The sequence below is a fragment of the Pseudoduganella rhizocola genome (genome assembly GCF_045984285.3).
Taxonomy (GTDB): Bacteria; Pseudomonadota; Gammaproteobacteria; order Burkholderiales; family Burkholderiaceae_D; genus Rugamonas.
In genome coordinates this window covers 113,863-131,595 of record NZ_JBJQIK030000002.1, presented here as the reverse complement: position 1 = coordinate 131,595, position 17,733 = coordinate 113,863, and the positions used below count along the sequence as shown (strand labels likewise).

Sequence of the window (17,733 nt, the reverse complement as noted above, 5' to 3'; positions counted from 1 at the left end):
GCGCAGGCGGCAATCCAGAAGTGTGCCATTGCACTCCTGGGTCCCCGCCTGCGCGGGGACGACCCAAAACGCCGGGTTCACCCGGCGTTTTTTATTGGAAGCGACCCCACTTGCCGAATCATCTACAATACGTGTAATTGCAATTTTTTTTGACTGAGAACAGTAAGCGCTATGCGTCGCCCATCCAAAGATTCATCCCATAAGTTATCCGCCGACAGCCAGCGCCTTCTCACTCTTGCCCAGGCACTGGGCCAGGCCTCCAGCCGTATCGAAGAGCGCAGCTGGGAGCGCGCACTCGACCTGCAGCTGCAGAAACTGCTGAAAACCGGCCACCAGGACACCGTGGACGGGGCCCTGAACGCCCTCTTCAGCCTGGACCTGAACGCCTACGACATCCTGATGGACAGCGTTGAAGCCGTCAGCGAATCGGACACCATCACGGTGGACGGCCCGAACGGCGCGGAACAGTACGACGTGCTGCTGGTGGCCGCGCCCATCCTGGCGTGGACGCGCTTCTCCATCGCTTCCGGGCAGATCCCGTCCGACATCCTGAACACGCTGTCCGCGCACTTCTCGGCCCACCTGCTGGCCGATAACACGCATATGGCCATGTCCTCGATGCTGTTCTCCATCGACCAGCTGCCGCGCACGCACGCCGAGGCTTACACCAAGACCCACAAGCTGGCGCAGGCCGCGCTGAAAGGCGTGGCCGTGAAAACGGACGCGAAAGCGCCCGACACCGCGCCCTTCCTGGCCGATACACGCTACCTGGTGGCGGCCGTGGTCGCGCCTGCCGGCGGCCCGATGTTCCGCTGGCAGATGCCTGCCGCGCAGCTGCACCAGGCCGAGGAACGCCGCCTGGCGCTGGAGCAGTGGCGCAACCAGGCCATGCCGACCGTGTCGCGCCTGCTGCCCGGCTGCGGCATCGAGCTGCTGCTGCCGGAGGCTTATTACATGGCCTGCCGCGAAGCAGACAAGCAGATCCGCCCGATCTCGATCCGTGCCGCCGTGCACTACCTCACCCATTCGCTGGACTGCGAGCCGGCCGAGCTGCGCGCCGTGATCGCGGGCTTCGGCGAAGAATCGGCCGACGGCCAGATCGACGAATACCGCGTGGCCTTCACGCGCCGCGCGGAGACCGACGTGGTGTATGGCGTGGTGTGGCCGCTGTACGGCCAGGAAGACGAGGAAGGCACACCGCCGGAAGGTCCGCTGGCTGGCGGACTGGCCGAGCTGCTGCAGCCGCGCACGCCGGTCGAAGAGATTGTCGAGCACCTGAGCGCTGCCGGCGTAACGATGGTGAAAAAGCTGGGTGAACGCTACGTGGCCGAGTACTGCGACGACTGCGGCGCGCCGCTGTTCGCCGATCCGGCCGGAGAACTGGTCCACGCCGAAATGCCGGCCGACGCCCCCACCGGTACCGAGCACTTCCATTGAAAATAAAGCCTCGCACAGCGAGGCTTTATTCTTTCTGGCGCAGCGATTCTGTCGGGATCACGATAACGATAGGTGGCTCAGTACTGCCGGTCGGCTTCTCGACCGCAGGCGGCTTCATGTAAAGGTTGCCCATGGCGACGAACAAGCCGGAAAAACCGATGAACAAGCCAATCACGGTGGCCAGCGTCCAGCGCGCCACGTCGGCGCGCAAGGCCTCTATGTCGGCCTTGGTTGCCAGCGTCGGCAAGATGGCTTCAATGTGAGCGAGACGGGTTGGAATGTCGGAGTCCATACCACCAGCATAGTCCAATCGCGCGCGAGGACAAGCGCGCACGATTGACTCAGCTCACCATGCGGAATATGGGTGTTTGATCAGATTGGAGTTCAGGTAGCGGGCGTCGTCGCTGACATCGGCGCCGATCCAGTCTGGCTTGTCGAAGACTGTGTCTTCCGAAGGCAGCTCGATCTCGGCGACGACCAGGCCGGCATTCACGCCGAGGAACTCATCCACTTCCCACACGAAGCCGCCGAAGGGAATGCGGCGGCGGTATTTCTCGATGATGGGCTGCTCGCACAGCCGGTCGAGGAACTCCACCGCATCCGCCATCGGCAAGTCATACTCCCACTCGCCGCGGCTGATGCCGGTGGCCTTGCTCTTGATGGTCATGAGCGCACGCTCGCCCTCGATCCGCACACGCACCACGCGTTCGGGATGCGAGGACAGGTAGCCCTGCCGCAGCAGGACCGGCTCGCCCAGCTGCAGCCAGCCGTCCCCGCTGACGAGGAATTTGCGCTCGATCTCGACGCCCATCAGTCGTCCAGCGACAGCAGGACAGGCTGCAGGATGGCCGCGCCCAGGGCTGCGCTGCGCGCGCCGTTCCAGCCCACGGTGGGCACCGGCAGGTCGGCGTTTTCCTTGAACGGCATTTCCAGCGTCAGCGACAGCACGCCGAAGTGGTGGCCCACGTACTTGGAGGCCAGCGTCAGCATGTCTTCCTTGTACTTGCTGACCGGGTAGCCCACCGCATCCTGGAAGTCCGGGCTGGCGGCCTTGTAGCGCTCGATGAAGGCCTTCTGCGCCGCCATGCGTTCCGGCGTGAAGTTCTCCAGCATCTCATTGCCGGCCACGAAGTTGTACGGCAGGTTCTCGTCGCCGTGGATGTCGAAGAACATGTCGATGCCCGTTTCATGCATCTTCTGCTTCACGCACAGCACTTCCGGCGAACGCTCCAGGGTCGGCGTCATCCACTCGCGGTTCAGGTTCGCGCCGGCCGCGTTGGTGCGCAGGTTGCCGCGCACCGAGCCGTCCGGATTCATGTTCGGCACGATGTAGAACACGCAGCGCTGCAGCAGCTTGCGCGTGATCGGATTCGCTTCGTCCAGCAGCGCATCGATCAGGCCTTCGATGAACCACTCGGCCATGGACTCGCCCGGATGCTGGCGCGCGATGAACCAGATTTTCTTTTCCGCGTCGGGCTTGCCGATCACCACCAGGTTCATGTCGCGGCCATCCACGCTCGATCCGATATCGAGCACGCGCGCGTTCGGGTGCTCGGCCACTTCGCCCAGCAGGCGCAGGTGGCGCTCCCACGAGTAGGGCTCGAAGTAGGCGTAGTAGCAGCTGTCCAGCTCCGGCGTGTGGCGGATGGTCATTACCTTGCCGTCGAAGGAGGTCGGCACGCGGAACCAGTTCTCGCCGTCATAGCTGGCCACGGCGTTGTAGTCCTCGTAGCCCTGCGCGTAGGTGGCTTCGCCCGCATTCAGGAAATTCATGTGCAGCGCCTGGCCACGTGCGCCCTGCACGCGGAAGTGGAACCACTGGCGGATGTCGGCGTGCGAATCGTCACGCAGTTTCAGTTCGACGTTGGCGGCGTTTTCCGCGCTCACCACTACGATGGATCCCGAGTCGAAGTTCTGGCTGATTTTGATTGGCATTGTGGGTTCCCGCTCCAGGAAAATTGCAATGCCCGCTATTGTCCTCGCTTTGCCGGGTTTATGCAAAAAGGACAGGCGGGCATTGCGCGCATCAGCCGATATTGCGGCCGCGCGCTTTCAGGGCGGCGCGCACCCCGGCGCCGTAGGCCGGATCGGCCTTGTCGAAATGGCCCAGCTGGCGCAGGATGATTTCGTCGCTGACCTGGCTCATCGGGCCTGCCAGGTTGTCGAACAGGTTCTGTTTTTCCTGCGCGGGCAGCAGGCGGAACAGGTTGCCGGCCTGGGTGTAGTCGTCTTCCACGCCGCGGCCGTCGTAGCGCGCGGCGCCGCCTTGCAGCGCCAGCGCCGGTTCCCCGTGGCCCAGGCCCTGCGGCCTGGCGCCGCCGGCTTCCACCGTGCCGTAGTTCTGCGCCGAACCGCCGTTATTGATTGCCATGGCGCCGTCGCGCTGGTGGTTATGCACCGGGCAGCGCGCCGCATTCACCGGCAGGTGCTGGTGGTTGGTGCCCACGCGGTACAGCTGCGCGTCGTGGTAGGCGAACAGGCGGGCCTGCAGCATCTTGTCCGGCGAGTAGCCCATGCCGGGCACGATGTTGGCGGGCGACAGCGCGGCCTGCTCCACCTCGGCGTGGTAGTTGGCCGCGTTGCGGTTCAACTCGAACACGCCCACGGGAATCAGCGGGAAGTCGCCGTGCGGCCACACCTTGGTGAGGTCGAAGGGATTCCAGCCGGTGCGCGCTTCCCAGTCCGCCAGCTGCTGCTCGGTGGCTACCTGCAGCATCACATTCCAGCGCGGGAAGTCGCCGCTGTCGATGGCATTCACCAAATCGCGCTGGGCGTAGTCCGGGTCTTCGCCGGCAATGCGCACGGCGTCCGCCGCGCTCAGGTTGCGGATGCCCTGCTGGGTCTTGAAGTGCCACTTCACGTAGACGCGCTCGCCCGCCGCGTTGATCAGGCTGTAGGTGTGGCTGCCGAAACCGTCCATATGGCGGTAGCCGTCCGGCGTGCCGCGGTCGCTGAACAGCATCGTCACCTGGTGCAGGCTCTCCGGCGCCTTGCTCCAGAAGTCGAACATCATGGTCGGCGATTTCAGGTTGGTGCGCGGGCAGCGCTTCTGGGTGTGGATGAAGTCCGGGAACTTGATGCCGTCCTTGATGAAGAACATCGGCGTGTTGTTGCCGACCAGGTCCCAGTTGCCTTCCTCGGTATAGAAGCGAGCCGCGAAGCCGCGCGGATCGCGCTCGGTATCGGCGCTGCCCTTTTCTCCGCCCACGGTGGAGAAGCGGATGAAGGTTTCGGTTTGCTTGCCGACCTGCGAAAACAGCTTGGCCTTGGTGTAGCGCGTGATGTCGTGCGTGACGGTGAATGTGCCGTAAGCGCCCGAGCCCTTGGCGTGCACCACGCGCTCCGGAATCCGTTCGCGGTTGAAGTGCTGCAGCTTTTCGATCAGGTGAAAGTCCTGCAGGAGCAGCGGGCCACGGGAGCCGGCACTGGCGGAATTCTGGTCGTCCGCGACGGGAATGCCGGATGCGGTGGTGATAGGCGGCTGGGTCATGTTGCTCTCCTCTGTGTTTGAACGTGCTGCTCATTCTACGGAGGAGGCATTAATTAATAAAGGTAATTAATTAAATCATTCGAATAGCCAAAAACTATAACTTATAGGAGAAGCCTATCGTCACATAATGGTCTGGTGTTTCGCGGGTGAGCCCACGGGAATAGGCCAGGTCGACCTGGCAATTGCGGCTCAGCAGCCAGGCGCCGCCCACATCGAACGTGGCCTGGGTGCCGCCGTTCTTGCCGCGTGCGATCTGCGGCGCGGAGAGTTCGACGAAGGTGCGGAAACGCTCGGTCCAGGATTTGCCGAGCACGATGCCGAAGATGCCGTTGACGGCATGCTCGCCCTGTTCATTGCGATCGCGGATCACACCGGGCATGATGCCCAGCGAGTAGTCGTTCGGCAGCTCCCATTCCGCTGCCATGCGCAGCGAGGGACGCACGCCCTGGCCACGGAAGGCGCGGCTGCCGGAAGCGAGGTCGGCGTGCAGCAGGAAGCCGATGGAGGGCATGCTGCCCTCCTCGTCCCGCGCGTGCCATTTCAGGCCGATGGCGGTATCCGTATAGCCGCTCTGCCGCAGCGCGCCGTCCGGCCCGTCGCTGCGGTAGCGCAGGCGGCCGTCCGTTTCGGCGCGCAGCTCCAGCGTATCGCTGACGCCCACGCGCAGCAGGGCCGGCGTGAGCACGCTGCGCTCGCGCGCGCCGGCATTGCGGTTGCGCTCCAGCGCCACGCTGGTCTCAAGCTGCAGGCGGCCCTTGCCAACCACATTGCTCGATTCGACAAAGTCCGGGCGGTCCGTCACGATCTCGTCGTCATCCGCCGCCATCGCCTGTTGCGCCATCAATGCCAGTGCCATCAGAAACGCTGTGCGCATACCGTCTCCTTTTCTGTCGTGATGTCCAAGTGTGCCTGAGCCCGCGCAATTTGTCTCCGCCCGTGATGGGGCATAGTCGACGCAAAGACACAAGGAGCCACCATGAGCAGTACGCCGCTTGACACCCTTCCACACGAAGAAGAAGATGATTTGGTTAGCCGCATCGCGCGGTTGGAGGCAACTGTGGAAGCCGTCATCCGGGCCCTGAGTTCGCTTGAACGTTCGGTAGAAGGATTGAGCAAGGACATGCAATCCCTTGAGCTGCGCGTCCATCAAGCGCTCGACGTATCGGAGCAGAGGTTCCGCACCGAGCTCGCCGCCTTCCGGCATGAACTGACTGGCTTGCGGCAAGATCTGCGCCAGGAGATGGCGCAGCAATTCGCGCTGATGCGGGCCGAGTTCCAGGCTCGCTTCGCCGGGATTGAATTGCGGCTTTCGGTACTGGAAGACCGCATGGACCGGATCGAAGCCAGGCTTGACCGGCTGGAAGGCAAGATAGACCGGCTGGAAGGCAAGATAGACCGGCTGGAAGGCAAGGTAGACCGGCTGGAAGGCAAAGTAGACCGGCTGGACGCGAAGGTTGACCGACTGGACGCGAAGGTAGACCGACTGGATGCAAAGCTGGATGGCGTAGCGGCATCATTGCGCGCGGAAATGCAGGCTCTGCGCACTGACATGCGCTGGGGCATGGGCCTGCTGGTCACAAATACGCTGGCCGTGTTGGCCATCCTGATCAGGCAGGGCAGTCTGTTCTAAGCCGGCATACGGCCGGTGGCCAGGGCGTGCGCCCAGTCCGGGCGGCCGTTCGCGGCAGCCATGGCGCTGGCGGCATGCCAGTCATAGGGCACCGCAATCTGCTCAATCAGCCACGCACTGCCGCGCCGCTCCAGCATCGCATAGCGCGCATGCGGCGTGCCGTTCTCGGCCCGGTGCGGATGCGGGTGTACGTCCTCATATGCCTGCAGTCCCACGCTGCCCGGATTCACAATGAGCCGCCCGTCATCCAGCAGCACGCTGCGCGGCACATGCGTGTGCCCGCACAGGATCAGCGAGGCCTGCACATCCCCCGCCCGCTCCACCACTTCCGCATAACTGGCCGGACGCTGGCCGTCCGCATCCACCGACTCCAGCCAGTACACCAGGTCCGTCGACGGCGTGCCGTGCACCAGCAGCACATCCGGCGCCAGCCGCAGCGTGGACGGCAGGCTGTGCAGCCAGGCCCGGTGCAGCTCGCTGATGTGGTCGTAAGCGTAGCGGTCGGATTCGCCCATGCGTTCCAGCGCATGCGTCAGAACCTGGCGTTCGTGGTTGCCGGCGATGGTCGGCATGTCCAGCGGCATCAGGCGGTCGGCCGTGGCCGCCGGCTGCAAAGGTCCGGACAGGATGTCGCCCAGGTTGACCGTGACATCCGCGCCACGCTGCGCGATATCGGCCAGCACCGCCTCCAGAGCGAGCAGGTTGCCGTGGATGTCGGAAATCGCTGCAATTCTCATAAGCTTTATTACTTTTTTCAAATAAGTTGTTAGAATAAAATATGTCTTGCCGAGATGTCAGTTACATTAACACCGAGGAAACTCATGCAACAGTTTGAAATCGCCCACATCCGCGAGCAGGGTGTGGATCTGATTATCGTGCCGCTCGATACCGAATTCGGCGACCAGGACCCGGAAGCGCAGCAGGCGACCATGGTCATGTTGCAGGAAGCCGCCAAATTCGCCGGCCTGGCAGGCACCGTGGTGCCTGTCTGGCGTGTGGGGAACAGCCACAACTTCATCGCACCGAAAAGCTGGCATCCCTTCTTCGCAACTCTGCCCTACAGCCGCGTAGTCGCCAGCCTGAACAAGGTGCTCACCCTCACTGAGGGCGAAGCCTAAGTATAGGCAAGCAGCCGGCCGCAGCAGATCACCGCTATCCACAGCAGCAAGGACAGCGCCGCGTGCAGCCTGGCCAGGCCAGGCGCCGGGCGCTGCACATCCCACGCCGCCACGCCGCGGTAAGGCCCCAGATGAAACAGGCCGGCGTTGAGGCCCGCCAGCGCAATCAGTCCCAGCTTCAGCCAGAACACACGGTTTGCCAGGAAGTCCTGCGGCTGCGCGCTGAACATCAGCAGGCCGGCGGGCACCACCAGCAGCAGGCTGCCCAGCGACCACGGCAGCAAATGGCGCGCCAGCGCCCGCACCGGCAGCGCGCGGCCGCAGCCGAGCAGGCGCAGGTCGAACATGGCCACCGATCCCACCAGCAGCGCGAAACCGGCAATGTGCACGATCTCCACCCAGGGATACAGCCACAGGCTGCTGCGCATGGTTTCCGACAGCGGCGTGGCGTACAGCCACGCTGCCAGCCCCTGCATCAGCGCAGCTCCGTCGTCTTGTCCTTGATGGTGATGCGTTCGGCGCGCAGCTCATCGCCCTGCGTGCGGTGCGGATAGCCATAGACGGTGGCCTGGGCGCCCGCCGCCATGGCCTCCTTCAGCAGGCCGCGCGACTCCATGCGCGAAGGCGGCGCCAGCACCACGGTCCAGCTCTTGTCCGCCGTCTTCAGGCGCAGGGTGCCGTGCGGCTGGCCGTAGCTGCTCTCGGTAATGGTGCCGCTCAGCTGCAGCGGTTTGCCGGCGTCGTATTCGCTCCAGCCGTGGTGGGCAAACGCCGAGGCTGCGGCGAGCGCCGCAGTGAAGAAAAGAATCGCTTTCATGCCGCCTCCGTCCAGGTGTGGGAAGATCGCAAAACCTCGGGCGATTGTAGCGCAGCAGCATACAATGTGCGCACAGGAGGAAGCCCATGGAACCATTTCAGCAGCGCGTCCAGCCGTGGATGCTGGCCTGCTTCGGCGCGCAGATCGCCAGCGATGCCCGCGAACGCAATCACCGCTTTCTGGAAGAGTCGCTGGAGCTGGCGCAAGCCTGCGGCTGCAGCGCGCAGGAGGTGCACCAGCTGGTGGACTATGTATTCAGCCGCCCGCCGGGCGAACAGGCGCAGGAAGTGGGCGGCGTGATGGTAACGCTGGCCGCACTCTGCCTGGCGCATGGCCTGGACATGCACGCCGCCGGCGAGGCGGAGCTGGCCCGGATCTGGGACAAGGTCGCCGCCATCCGCGCCAAACACGCGCTGAAGCCGAAGGTGGGGGGCTGAGCGGCTACTGCTGCTCCATCTGGTCGACCAGCATGCGCCCCAGCTCCATGCCGCCATCGCCTGCGCCCAGCGGCACGAAATAGCTGAACACCACCTTGCCGTCCTTGTAAACCGATCCCATGCAGATCTGGTAGCCCTTGTAGTCGATCGATTTGCTGTCTGTCGCAAGCTGCATCATGAGAGCCTCCCTGGTTTTTTATGGCTTCAGTGTGCCCGCGCACAATTGCGCCATCTGTGCGCGTACTCACTAATCCGGGGGGCGCACGAATCGTGCGCGCACCCTGATTTTAGAGGCAATTGCGTTACACTGGGAAATACTTCCGTTTCTGAAAGCTAGCCATGCAGCGTGCCCGCATTCTGATCGTCGACGACCATGCCGAAGCCGCCCAGCTCCTGCGCGATATCTTCGCGCAGGCCGGCTATGCCTGCACCGTGTGTACCGACGGCGCCCAGGCCCGCAGCGTGGCGGAGGAATGCAAGCCGGTGCTGGCCTTTATCGATATCGGCATGCCGCAGGTCGATGGTTTCCAGGTCGCCCGTTCGCTGCGCGCCGCGCCCGCGCTGCAGCCGCTGTACCTGGTCGCGCTCACCGCCTGGATCGACGGCATCACGCACCGCTTTGCGCGCCAGGCGGGCTTTGACCTGCATGTTGGCAAGCCGACCGATTTCGGCGCGCTGCTGGAACTGGCCGCCCATATCGAACGCGGCGAAACGCCGCCCGACGCCCTGCTCACACGGCTGACGCCCCCCGCCGCCACGGCCGAACAGCGCTAGCGCGCCGGCCCGGCACCAGCAGGAACAAGCCGGCGGCCAGCATGGCGGCGGAAGCCGGTTCAGGCACCGGTGTCAGCAGCACCACGCCGCTCTTGTACTGGGTTGGGTGGAAGCGCTGGGCCAGGATCTGGCCCTGGTCGTTGATGTCGAAGACGGAACCCAGCTTCCAGCCGTCGGGATTATCCCATAGCGCATCCAGCTCAAACAGCTGGCCGTCGCGCCACAGCATGGCGCGCTCCCAGCCATTGCCCGGGTAGCTGATGCCGATGGCGACCCCGGCGTCGTTCATGGCGCGGAAGGAGAAGCCGGTGCCGAGATCCACCAGCTCCCCGCCGCGCCACATGACGGCATGCCGCAGCCCCTGCGCGTCATCGGCCCAGCCCCCCACCAGGCCGCTGCGCGTGATGACGCTCGCGCCGCCGCCATAGCCATAGGTGGGCAGCAGGCTGAGCGCCCCGTCCCGCCACAGCGCAGGATCGAAATGGGCGCCGGTGTACACGCCGCCGGCAATCACGCCCGCCGCATTGATATCGCTCGGCATGGCGTAGACGTAAGGGCCCACGTCGAGCATGGTCTGCCTGCCGTTGTGCCAGCTCCAGCCGAATGTCAGCGACACGCTGCCGGGCAGCGCGGTGTAACCCACCACGGTGCCGGCATCGTTCAGCGCCAGCGCGCCTGAGTTGCTCGTGCCGCGCACTTCAATGGGATGGGCCTTGCCTTGCGCGTCCCACATGATGGGCCGGAACGCGCGGACGCTGTCGTTCCAGTAGCTGGCAACCGAGGCGCCGGAACTACTAATGTCCTGCATCCACTGCACGTAATCGCGCTCGCCCGGACGCACCGTGCCCATGCGCGTGATGCTGCCGTCCGGCTCCATGCGCACCGCCACATCCTGGTGGACCGAGCCCACCCGTTCAGAAATATGTCCTGCCACCTGGCCCGCATCATTGAGCGCGGCGCGTGTGGGCTGCAGCTCCGCCAGCACGCGCGCGGTGTAGCGGACGTCGGCCCTGGCGGCGCCGGCGCAGCACAGGGACAGCAGCAGGCCGGCCTTGAGTGTGGCGGCGGCGAGACAGGGGACGGTGAGGCGCATGATCGCTTCCTTCACGTTCAGTGGTGGGTAGGGGCCTAGTCTATTCCCATCCCCTGCCCCGCCGCTGCAAGCGGTCTGCTGTGCGCAACACTAGCAGCGCGCAAGCATTCCATGCGATGCTCTGCATGCGGGCGCCTCATATTGCGGTTTCCCACAATTGCTGGCCAGGAGCGCCCTTGATAGAAGTACTACTGCGTAGACATGTAAGCATGGTTTCCGTGCTTTATTTTATAAATGAACGATAGAGGCAGACACTTCATGAAGATTAAACTTTTGCATTCCGCAGTCTTTCTGGCCCTGATGGGCGGCGCCCTGGCGCACGCGCAGAACTACCCGACCAAGACCATCACCATGGTGGTGCCGTTCGCGGCCGGCGGTCCGACCGACACGGTCGCGCGCCTGGTGGCGCAGTCGATGAGCACCACGCTCAAGCAAACGGTCATCGTGGAGAACGTCGGCGGCGCCGGCGGCACCATCGGCGCGGCGCGCGTTGCGAAGTCGGCGCCGGACGGCTACACCATCTTCCTGCACCACATCGGCCAGTCCACCGCGCCCGGCCTGTACCGCAAGCTGAGCTATAACGCCATCGACAGCTTCGAGCCGATCGGCCTGGTGACGGACGTGCCGATGACCATCGTGGCGCGCAAGGACTTCCCGGCCAAGGACTTCAAGGAGCTGCTGGCCTATGTGAAGGCGAACAAGGCCAAGGTGACGTACGCGAATGCGGGCGTGGGCTCCGCTTCCCACCTGTGCGGCATGCTGTTCATGACCGCCATCGCGACCGACCTCACCACCGTGCCGTACAAGGGCACCGGCCCGGCCATGAACGACCTGCTGGGCGGCCAGGTGGACTTCATGTGCGACCAGACCACCAACACCACCAGCCAGATCAAGGGCGGCAAGATCAAGGCCTACGCTGTTACCACCAAGACCCGCGTGCCGACCCTGCCGGACCTGCCAACCATGAACGAAGCCGGCCTGCCCGGCTTCGAGGTGGCGGTGTGGCATGGCCTGTACGCACCGAAAGGCACGCCGGCGCCTATCGTGACCCAGCTGTCCGGCGCGCTGAAAGTGGCGCTGAAGGATCCTGCCGTGAAGCAGCGCTTTGCCGACCTGGGCACCGAGCCGGTGGCCGAGGCGCGCGCCACGCCCGAAGCCCTGCGCGCGCACCTGAAGTCTGAAATCGAGCGCTGGACGCCAATCATCCAGAAAGCCGGCGTCTACGCCGACTAAGCCGCCGCCGGCGGCCGCCTGCAGCACGCGGCCGCCGGCCACCCATAACGACAATAAAAACCTGAGGGGACAGCATCTTGGCTTCCTTAATCCGCCATCCAAAGGACTTTTGGACCGGCATCATCTTCGTATGCTTCGGCCTGGCCGCCGTCTATATCGGCCAGGACTACCAGATGGGCACCGCGGGCCGCATGGGCCCTGCCTATTTCCCCACCATCCTCGGCACCCTGCTGGCCCTGATCGGCGCCGCTGCCGTGATCCGCGGCCTGATCAGGCCGGGCGAAGCGATCGGCAAGTTCCATCTCAAGAACCTGGCCCTGGTGCTCGCCGCCGTGATCCTGTTCGGCGTGCTGATGCGCGGCGCCGGCCTGGTGCCGGCCGTGCTGGCCGTGGTGCTGGTCAGTGCTTACGCCAGCCCGAAATTCAGCTGGGGTCCCACGCTGCTGATCGCCGCCGGCCTGGCCGTGTTCAGCGTGCTGGTCTTCGTCAAACTGCTTGGCCTGCCGCTGCCGATTCTCGGCCCGTGGCTGGGCTTCTGAGGAGGCCGCCATGGAATTCTTCAACAATCTCGGCCTCGGCCTGGACACGGCCTTCACGCTGGCCAACCTCGCCTACTGCCTGATCGGCGTATTCGTCGGCACCGCGGTGGGCGTGCTGCCCGGCCTCGGCCCGGTGGCCACCATCGCCATGCTGCTGCCGGCCACCTTCGGCCTGCCGCCGATCTCGGCGCTGATCATGCTGGCCGGCATCTACTACGGCGCCCAGTACGGCGGCTCCACCACCGCGATCCTGGTCAACCTGCCGGGGGAATCATCGTCCGTGGTCACTGCCATCGACGGCTACCAGATGGCGCGCAAGGGCCATGCCGGCAAGGCGCTGGCTACCGCCGCGCTGGGCTCCTTCTTCGCCGGCACGGTGGCGACCGTGCTGCTGGCCCTGTTCGCGCCGCCGCTGGCCGAGCTCGCGCTCAAGTTCGGCCCGGCCGAGTACTTCTCGCTGATGGTGCTGGGCCTGGTGGCTTCGGTGGTGCTGGCCAGCGGCTCGCTGCTCAATGCCATCGGCATGGTGATCCTCGGCCTGCTGCTGGGCCTGGTGGGCACGGACGTCAACTCCGGCGCCGCCCGCTACACCTTCGACATGCCGCAGCTGGCGGATGGCATCAACTTCGTGATCGTGGCGATGGGCATGTTCGGCATCGGCGAAATCGTGCGCAACCTGGAGCATGACGAATCGCGCAGCCTGCTGATGAAGAAAGTCTCCGGCCTGATGCTGACGAAGGACGACTTCAAGCGCATCATCGCGCCGGTGCTGCGCGGCACCGTGCTCGGGTCCGCGCTCGGCATCCTGCCCGGCGGCGGCGCCATGCTGGCCTCCTTCGCTGCCTACTCCATCGAAAAGAAGGTTTCGAAGAACTCGGCCGAGTTCGGCAAAGGCGCGATCGAAGGCGTGGCCGCGCCCGAGTCGGCCAACAATGCCGGCGCGCAGACCTCCTTCATCCCCATGCTCACGCTGGGCATTCCGTCCAACCCGGTGATGGCGCTGATGATCGGCGCCATGATCATCCAGGGCATCCAGCCGGGACCGGCCGTGATGACCGAACAGCCCGCGCTGTTCTGGGGCCTGATCGTCTCCATGTGGATCGGTAACTTCTTCCTCGTGGTGCTGAACCTGCCGATGATCGGCCTGTGGGTCAAGATGATCATGGTGCCCTACCACCGCCTGTACCCGGCCATCCTGATGTTCTGCGCGATCGGCGTATTCAGCCTGAACAACAGCGAGTTCGACGTCTGGCTGATGGCCCTGTTCGGCCTGTTCGGCTATGTGTGCGCCAAGCTCGATGCGGAACCGGCGCCGATGCTGCTGGGCTTCATCATCGGCCCGATGATGGAGGAATACCTGCGCCGCGCGCTGCTGCTGTCGCACAGCGACCCGACGGTATTCGTCACCCGTCCCATCAGCGCCACCATGCTGGCCCTGGCGGCCATCGCGCTCGCCATCGTGATGCTGCCCGCCTTGCGGAAGAAACGCGAAGAAGCCTTCAGCGAAGAGGACTGAGCCGCTCTTGCGCACCCGGCCCGCCGCTTGCGGCGGGCTTTTTTCGTTAATGAAATCATCGCCTTTTCGTTGCAAAATGACAACGACTTTTCAGCGTGGGAAATTAACATTTGGTATAGTTCCAAGTGGAATCGTGTATTCCGCCCCTCACCTATAGATTGGAAAAATTATGTACGATTCAGACCAAAGTACAGTGACCACGGCGCTCAAGGGCTCCAGCACTGCCGTTTTCACCGATGACACGATCAGCAAAATCCTGGCGCTGACGACCACCGACAACACCACCGTGCGTTTCGACACCGCAACGCCGGATGCGAACGGCAATGTGACCGTCGCCGCGGGCGCCGAAGTTGTGCTGATCGGCAGCTCGGATACGACCCAGACCACGCTGACGCCGCCAGCCAGCGCACCTGTCCTGATCTTCCAGGGCAAGGGCGGCGTGAACGTGACGATCAATGACGGCTCGACCACCCCAGCGCACCAGCCTGGCGTGACCGACCGCGTCGTGGTCGGCAGCGCCGGCAACGACAAGATCGTCATCACCGATGCCAAGAACACCCAGGTCGTACTGGGCACCGGCGACAGCACTGTGGTCGGCGGCGCAGGCTCCGACACCATCGTTGCCGGCCTCGGCAATTCGACGGTTGAAGGCGGCAAGCACGACATCGTCCAGCTGAAAGGCAGCGAAGCGGATTACACCGTGACCGTGGATAACGGCCATGCTGTCGTGACCCACAACGGCACCGACAAAGTCACCGACATCTCGAAGATCCAGTATGTGCAGCTCGACAACGGCAAGGCGCTGGTGTTCGCCGAGGATTCCCAGCAAGCTGCCGTGACCACGCTGTACGAAACGACCTTCGGCCGCACGGCGGACGCAGGCGGCCTGCAGTACTGGTTCGATCGTGCCGCTGCCGGTACCTCGCTGGACCAGATCGCGAAGGAGTTCACCCAGTCCACCGAGTTCACCCAGACCAGCGGCCAGCTGGATAACGATGACTTCGTGCAAGCCCTGTACCAGCAGACCTTCGGCCGCACCGCGGATGAGGACGGCCTGGCCTACTGGACTGCCGCGCTGGAAACCGGCGGCGCCACCCGTGCCCAGCTGATCTCGTCGTTCGCCAACATCGCTTCGCAGAATATCGACGGCAGCATCCATACGGAAGCCACCGTCGTCGGCAGCGTAACGATCGTCCACAACATCGTCTGATCGGTCTTCTCAGATGACAAAAGCCCGGGCTTCGGCCCGGGCTTTTTTTGTTATGACCGTACAAATGAAAAAGGCCAACCTGCCGGTTGGCCCCAATCATTGAATCTAATGGTCGGGGCGAGAAGATTCGAACTTCCGACCCCCTGCACCCCATGCAGGTACGCTACCAGGCTGCGCTACGCCCCGACGACTCGCGGATTATAGCAGAGGGCTTGAATGTTTTGCTATCCTTTCCGTATGCCCGATTGCGCTCGACTATCCCATGCCGCTTCCTGAAGCAGACCTGCAGCGCGCGGCCGCCCTGCTCGCCCAGGCCGACGGCCTGATGGTGGCTGCGGGCGCCGGTATGGGCGTCGATTCCGGCCTGCCTGACTTCCGCGGCAACGAGGGCTTCTGGCGCGCCTATCCCGCGCTGGGACGCAGCCGCATGGACTTCACCAGCATCGCCTCGCCCGCCGCCTTCCGCAGCGATCCTGCACTGGCCTGGGGCTTCTATGGGCACCGTCTGGCGCTGTACCGTGCCACCGTGCCGCATGCGGGCTTTGCGCTGCTCAAGGCCTGGGGGGCGATGCCATGCCGCACGGTTGCCGCGTCTTCACCAGCAATGTCGATGGCCAGTTCCAGCGCGCCGGTTTCGACGGCGTGTACGAATGCCACGGCTCCATCCATCATCTGCAATGCATGGACGGCTGCGAGGACAGCATCTGGGACGCTGCGCCATTTATGCCGGAAGTCGATGCGCAAGCCTGCCGCCTGCGCAACGCAGCGCCGCGCTGTCCACACTGCGGCGGCCTGGCACGGCCGAATATCCTGATGTTCGGCGACGGGGAATGGATCGGGCACCGCAGCGCGCAGCAGGCGGCGCGGTTGCAGACCTGGCTGCAGCGCGTGCAGCGCCCGCTGGTGATCGAGCTGGGCGCGGGTACGGCAATTCCGTCCGTGCGCCATTTCAGCCAGGGCGTGGTGGCGCAGGGCGGACGCCTGGTGCGCATCAACCCGCGCGAGCCGCAGGTGGCCCACCCGCGCGACGTGGGGCTCGCGGCCGGGGCGCTGGAAGGCCTGTTGGCCATCGCAGCGCATCTGCCTCAAACATAGCGCACGGAGAGCTCGGACAGCCCTTCAATGCGCGCCAGCAGGGTCTGGCCGCGCTGCACCGCGCCTACCCCTTCCGGCGTTCCGGTGAAAATGAGGTCGCCCGGCTGCAGGGCGAACAGCGTCGAGAGATTGGCGATGGTTTCGCTGGCGGACCAGATCAGGTGCGTGATATGGCTGTCCTGCTTCGTCACGCCATCCACCTGCAGGCTGATCGCGGCGCTCTCCACGCCGGGCACCGAGGCCGCCGGGTGCAGCAGGCCCACGGGCGCCGAATAGTCGAAGGCCTTGCCGACTTCCCAGGGGCGGCCGGCGTCCTTCATCTGCCCTTGCAGGTCGCGGCGCGTCATGTCCAGGCCCACGGCATAACCGTAGATGTGGGACGCGGCCTCCGCCACCGCGATATTCGCGCCGCCCTTGCCGATGGCGAGCACCAGTTCGCATTCAAAATGAAAGTTGGCGGTTGCGGGCGGAAACGGCAGCTCGGCGGTCTCGCCGGGCGCTACCGGCACCACGGCCTGCGCATCGCCGGGTTTGCAGAAGAAGAAAGGCGGTTCGCGGTCCGGGTCCGAGCCCATTTCGCGGGCATGGCCCGCATAATTGCGGCCCACGCAGTAGACGCGGCGCACGGGAAAACGCGCCTCGCTGCCGGCCACCGCCAGCGCGGCCATTTGTGGCGCGGGAAATACGTATGTTGTTGTCATGTCGCTCCAGTCAGCAGATTTATCAAACCGTACAGGCTTGATGATATGATGATTACGCAGCCCCCGCTTTCGCCAATGCCGTTTTCTCTTAAAGGAAAGACGCCCCGCTATGGCCACACGGACTCCCCGCGCAATCGAAATGCGCGCCGCTGAAAACGCCGACCAGGCATTCATGGAACAGCTGTACGCGCTCACGCGGGGCGATGCAGCCCATATGGAAGGCTGCGATCCCGGCACCGGCGCCCTGCTGCTGTCGATCCAGTACCGCGCCCGCCAGGGCCATTTCGAGAAGCTCTATCCCTACGCCGACCTGGCCATCATCACCGAGCACGAGCTGCCGATCGGCCGGCTTTACGTGAACTACAGCCACGACGAAATCCGCATCATCGACATGAACCTGCTGCCCGAATGCCGCAACCGCGGCATCGGGCTGGGCCTGCTGCGCAGCCTGCAGGCGCAGGGCGTGCGCATGCGGGTGCCGGTGCGGGTCGATGTGATGCTGGGCAGCCCCGCGCTGCGCCTGCTGCACCGCTGCGGCTTCGTATCGCAAGGCGCCAACGGCATCTACAACGCCATGAGCTGGCAGGCGCCCGGCAGCGAGCAATAAAAAAAGCCCGCCTGTCACGGCGGGCTTTCTCCGGCG

General features: G+C 64.6%; 22 protein-coding genes, 1 tRNA gene and 1 pseudogene. 12 read left to right on the top strand and 12 right to left on the bottom strand.

The window, feature by feature from the left end; translation table 11 throughout:
• The first annotated feature begins 171 nt into the window (after positions 1-171).
• Positions 172-1,437, top strand: coding sequence for a DUF2863 family protein (locus ACJRPG_RS04205; protein WP_407998796.1), 1,266 nt, complete (start codon positions 172-174; stop codon positions 1,435-1,437).
• Positions 1,438-1,462: 25 nt separating this feature from the next.
• Here the strand turns inward: ACJRPG_RS04205 and ACJRPG_RS04200 are convergent, their stop codons facing one another.
• The 5 genes from ACJRPG_RS04200 to ACJRPG_RS04180 form a co-directional block, all read right to left on the bottom strand.
• Complete coding sequence (locus ACJRPG_RS04200) at positions 1,463-1,729, bottom strand: hypothetical protein (RefSeq protein ID WP_407998795.1); 267 nt, start codon at positions 1,727-1,729, stop codon at positions 1,463-1,465.
• Positions 1,730-1,783: 54 nt separating this feature from the next.
• Positions 1,784-2,248 (bottom strand): CYTH domain-containing protein, encoded by a 465-nt coding sequence (locus tag ACJRPG_RS04195; RefSeq protein WP_407998794.1) that lies wholly within the window; start codon positions 2,246-2,248, stop codon positions 1,784-1,786.
• Positions 2,248-3,372 (bottom strand): M14 family metallopeptidase, encoded by a 1,125-nt coding sequence (locus ACJRPG_RS04190; protein WP_407998793.1) that lies wholly within the window; start codon positions 3,370-3,372, stop codon positions 2,248-2,250. Before ACJRPG_RS04190 ends, ACJRPG_RS04195 begins: the two co-directional genes overlap by 1 nt.
• A 91-nt stretch (positions 3,373-3,463) precedes the next feature.
• On the bottom strand, positions 3,464-4,927 hold the full coding sequence (locus tag ACJRPG_RS04185; RefSeq protein WP_407998792.1) for a catalase: 1,464 nt from the start codon (positions 4,925-4,927) through the stop codon (positions 3,464-3,466).
• A gap of 94 nt (positions 4,928-5,021) precedes the next feature.
• A complete protein-coding gene (locus ACJRPG_RS04180; protein WP_407998791.1) occupies positions 5,022-5,801 on the bottom strand; it encodes a transporter in 780 nt (259 codons plus the stop codon).
• A 102-nt stretch (positions 5,802-5,903) separates the two neighbouring features.
• Here ACJRPG_RS04180 and ACJRPG_RS04175 point away from each other — a divergent pair, with 102 nt between their 5' ends.
• Positions 5,904-6,557, top strand: a complete 654-nt coding sequence (locus ACJRPG_RS04175; protein ID WP_407998790.1) for a hypothetical protein — start codon at positions 5,904-5,906, stop codon at positions 6,555-6,557.
• Here the strand turns inward: ACJRPG_RS04175 and ACJRPG_RS04170 are convergent.
• Positions 6,554-7,294, bottom strand: coding sequence for a metallophosphoesterase family protein (locus ACJRPG_RS04170; protein WP_407998789.1), 741 nt, complete (start codon positions 7,292-7,294; stop codon positions 6,554-6,556). The genes ACJRPG_RS04175 and ACJRPG_RS04170 overlap by 4 nt on opposite strands.
• 84 nt (positions 7,295-7,378) lie before the next feature.
• Here ACJRPG_RS04170 and ACJRPG_RS04165 point away from each other — a divergent pair, with 84 nt between their 5' ends.
• Positions 7,379-7,675: a hypothetical protein gene (locus ACJRPG_RS04165; protein WP_407998788.1), complete on the top strand. Its 297-nt coding sequence runs from the start codon at positions 7,379-7,381 to the stop codon at positions 7,673-7,675.
• On the opposite strand, the gene ACJRPG_RS04160 is transcribed toward ACJRPG_RS04165, so the two are convergent.
• Together ACJRPG_RS04160 and ACJRPG_RS04155 are read right to left on the bottom strand one after the other, a co-directional pair.
• Entirely contained in the window at positions 7,672-8,151 is a 480-nt protein-coding gene (locus ACJRPG_RS04160; protein ID WP_407998787.1) for a DUF6644 family protein, read from the bottom strand. The genes ACJRPG_RS04165 and ACJRPG_RS04160 overlap by 4 nt on opposite strands.
• Positions 8,151-8,492: a DUF6152 family protein gene (locus tag ACJRPG_RS04155; RefSeq protein WP_407998786.1), complete on the bottom strand. Its 342-nt coding sequence runs from the start codon at positions 8,490-8,492 to the stop codon at positions 8,151-8,153. The genes ACJRPG_RS04160 and ACJRPG_RS04155 overlap by 1 nt, the downstream gene beginning before the upstream one ends.
• Before the next feature lie 86 nt (positions 8,493-8,578).
• On the opposite strand from ACJRPG_RS04155, the gene ACJRPG_RS04150 reads away from it, so the two are divergent.
• Entirely contained in the window at positions 8,579-8,929 is a 351-nt protein-coding gene (locus tag ACJRPG_RS04150; protein WP_407998785.1) for a hypothetical protein, read from the top strand.
• A 4-nt stretch (positions 8,930-8,933) separates the two neighbouring features.
• Here ACJRPG_RS04150 and ACJRPG_RS04145 read toward each other — a convergent pair whose 3' ends face one another.
• Positions 8,934-9,107, bottom strand: coding sequence for a hypothetical protein (locus ACJRPG_RS04145; RefSeq protein ID WP_407998784.1), 174 nt, complete (start codon positions 9,105-9,107; stop codon positions 8,934-8,936).
• Between the two features lie 161 nt (positions 9,108-9,268).
• On the opposite strand from ACJRPG_RS04145, the gene ACJRPG_RS04140 reads away from it, so the two are divergent.
• A complete protein-coding gene (locus ACJRPG_RS04140; protein WP_407998783.1) occupies positions 9,269-9,703 on the top strand; it encodes a response regulator in 435 nt (144 codons plus the stop codon).
• Here ACJRPG_RS04140 and ACJRPG_RS04135 read toward each other — a convergent pair.
• On the bottom strand, positions 9,660-10,796 hold the full coding sequence (locus ACJRPG_RS04135; RefSeq protein ID WP_407998782.1) for a hypothetical protein: 1,137 nt from the start codon (positions 10,794-10,796) through the stop codon (positions 9,660-9,662). The genes ACJRPG_RS04140 and ACJRPG_RS04135 overlap by 44 nt on opposite strands.
• A gap of 258 nt (positions 10,797-11,054) precedes the next feature.
• Between ACJRPG_RS04135 and ACJRPG_RS04130 the strand changes: the two genes are divergently transcribed.
• The 4 genes from ACJRPG_RS04130 (at position 11,055) to ACJRPG_RS04115 (ending at position 15,294) form a co-directional block, all read left to right on the top strand.
• Positions 11,055-12,029 (top strand): tripartite tricarboxylate transporter substrate binding protein BugD, encoded by a 975-nt coding sequence (locus tag ACJRPG_RS04130; protein WP_407998781.1) that lies wholly within the window; start codon positions 11,055-11,057, stop codon positions 12,027-12,029.
• Positions 12,030-12,106: 77 nt separating this feature from the next.
• Positions 12,107-12,568, top strand: a complete 462-nt coding sequence (locus ACJRPG_RS04125) for a tripartite tricarboxylate transporter TctB family protein (RefSeq protein WP_407998780.1) — start codon at positions 12,107-12,109, stop codon at positions 12,566-12,568.
• A gap of 10 nt (positions 12,569-12,578) precedes the next feature.
• Entirely contained in the window at positions 12,579-14,084 is a 1,506-nt protein-coding gene (locus ACJRPG_RS04120) for a tripartite tricarboxylate transporter permease (protein WP_407998779.1), read from the top strand.
• A 169-nt stretch (positions 14,085-14,253) separates the two neighbouring features.
• Positions 14,254-15,294, top strand: coding sequence for a DUF4214 domain-containing protein (locus tag ACJRPG_RS04115; RefSeq protein ID WP_407998778.1), 1,041 nt, complete (start codon positions 14,254-14,256; stop codon positions 15,292-15,294).
• 109 nt (positions 15,295-15,403) lie between these two features.
• Here the strand turns inward: ACJRPG_RS04115 and ACJRPG_RS04110 are convergent.
• Positions 15,404-15,480 (bottom strand) — tRNA-Pro (locus ACJRPG_RS04110).
• Between the two features lie 387 nt (positions 15,481-15,867).
• Here ACJRPG_RS04110 and ACJRPG_RS04105 point away from each other — a divergent pair.
• Together ACJRPG_RS04105 and ACJRPG_RS04100 are read left to right on the top strand one after the other, a co-directional pair.
• Positions 15,868-16,062, top strand: a pseudogene (locus ACJRPG_RS04105) (Sir2 family NAD-dependent protein deacetylase); the annotation flags it as partial.
• A 45-nt stretch (positions 16,063-16,107) separates the two neighbouring features.
• Positions 16,108-16,389, top strand: a complete 282-nt coding sequence (locus tag ACJRPG_RS04100) for an SIR2 family NAD-dependent protein deacylase (RefSeq protein WP_407999391.1) — start codon at positions 16,108-16,110, stop codon at positions 16,387-16,389.
• Here the strand turns inward: ACJRPG_RS04100 and ACJRPG_RS04095 are convergent.
• A complete protein-coding gene (locus ACJRPG_RS04095) occupies positions 16,380-17,090 on the bottom strand; it encodes a fumarylacetoacetate hydrolase family protein (RefSeq protein WP_407998777.1) in 711 nt (236 codons plus the stop codon). The genes ACJRPG_RS04100 and ACJRPG_RS04095 overlap by 10 nt on opposite strands.
• A 139-nt stretch (positions 17,091-17,229) precedes the next feature.
• Here ACJRPG_RS04095 and ACJRPG_RS04090 point away from each other — a divergent pair, with 139 nt between their 5' ends.
• Positions 17,230-17,697 (top strand): N-acetyltransferase, encoded by a 468-nt coding sequence (locus tag ACJRPG_RS04090; RefSeq protein ID WP_407998776.1) that lies wholly within the window; start codon positions 17,230-17,232, stop codon positions 17,695-17,697.
• Positions 17,698-17,733: the final 36 nt, after the last annotated feature.

Excerpts from the sequence above, each read along its gene's own strand:
- ACJRPG_RS04140 (WP_407998783.1), top strand. The coding sequence starts at position 9,269 with ATGCAGCGTGCCCGCATTCTGATCGTCGACGACCATGCCGAAGCCGCC.
- ACJRPG_RS04155 (WP_407998786.1), bottom strand. The coding sequence starts at position 8,492 with ATGAAAGCGATTCTTTTCTTCACTGCGGCGCTCGCCGCAGCCTCGGCG.
- ACJRPG_RS04195 (WP_407998794.1), bottom strand. The coding sequence starts at position 2,248 with ATGGGCGTCGAGATCGAGCGCAAATTCCTCGTCAGCGGGGACGGCTGG.
- ACJRPG_RS04165 (WP_407998788.1), top strand. The coding sequence starts at position 7,379 with ATGCAACAGTTTGAAATCGCCCACATCCGCGAGCAGGGTGTGGATCTG.
- ACJRPG_RS04115 (WP_407998778.1), top strand. The coding sequence starts at position 14,254 with ATGTACGATTCAGACCAAAGTACAGTGACCACGGCGCTCAAGGGCTCC.
- ACJRPG_RS04200 (WP_407998795.1), bottom strand. The coding sequence starts at position 1,729 with ATGGACTCCGACATTCCAACCCGTCTCGCTCACATTGAAGCCATCTTG.
- ACJRPG_RS04190 (WP_407998793.1), bottom strand. The coding sequence starts at position 3,372 with ATGCCAATCAAAATCAGCCAGAACTTCGACTCGGGATCCATCGTAGTG.
- ACJRPG_RS04180 (WP_407998791.1), bottom strand. The coding sequence starts at position 5,801 with ATGCGCACAGCGTTTCTGATGGCACTGGCATTGATGGCGCAACAGGCG.
- ACJRPG_RS04150 (WP_407998785.1), top strand. The coding sequence starts at position 8,579 with ATGGAACCATTTCAGCAGCGCGTCCAGCCGTGGATGCTGGCCTGCTTC.
- ACJRPG_RS04185 (WP_407998792.1), bottom strand. The coding sequence starts at position 4,927 with ATGACCCAGCCGCCTATCACCACCGCATCCGGCATTCCCGTCGCGGAC.
- ACJRPG_RS04135 (WP_407998782.1), bottom strand. The coding sequence starts at position 10,796 with ATGCGCCTCACCGTCCCCTGTCTCGCCGCCGCCACACTCAAGGCCGGC.
- ACJRPG_RS04120 (WP_407998779.1), top strand. The coding sequence starts at position 12,579 with ATGGAATTCTTCAACAATCTCGGCCTCGGCCTGGACACGGCCTTCACG.
- ACJRPG_RS04175 (WP_407998790.1), top strand. The coding sequence starts at position 5,904 with ATGAGCAGTACGCCGCTTGACACCCTTCCACACGAAGAAGAAGATGAT.
- ACJRPG_RS04100 (WP_407999391.1), top strand. The coding sequence starts at position 16,108 with ATGTTCGGCGACGGGGAATGGATCGGGCACCGCAGCGCGCAGCAGGCG.
- ACJRPG_RS04205 (WP_407998796.1), top strand. The coding sequence starts at position 172 with ATGCGTCGCCCATCCAAAGATTCATCCCATAAGTTATCCGCCGACAGC.
- ACJRPG_RS04145 (WP_407998784.1), bottom strand. The coding sequence starts at position 9,107 with ATGATGCAGCTTGCGACAGACAGCAAATCGATCGACTACAAGGGCTAC.
- ACJRPG_RS04160 (WP_407998787.1), bottom strand. The coding sequence starts at position 8,151 with ATGCAGGGGCTGGCAGCGTGGCTGTACGCCACGCCGCTGTCGGAAACC.
- ACJRPG_RS04170 (WP_407998789.1), bottom strand. The coding sequence starts at position 7,294 with ATGAGAATTGCAGCGATTTCCGACATCCACGGCAACCTGCTCGCTCTG.
- ACJRPG_RS04130 (WP_407998781.1), top strand. The coding sequence starts at position 11,055 with ATGAAGATTAAACTTTTGCATTCCGCAGTCTTTCTGGCCCTGATGGGC.
- ACJRPG_RS04090 (WP_407998776.1), top strand. The coding sequence starts at position 17,230 with ATGCGCGCCGCTGAAAACGCCGACCAGGCATTCATGGAACAGCTGTAC.
- ACJRPG_RS04095 (WP_407998777.1), bottom strand. The coding sequence starts at position 17,090 with ATGACAACAACATACGTATTTCCCGCGCCACAAATGGCCGCGCTGGCG.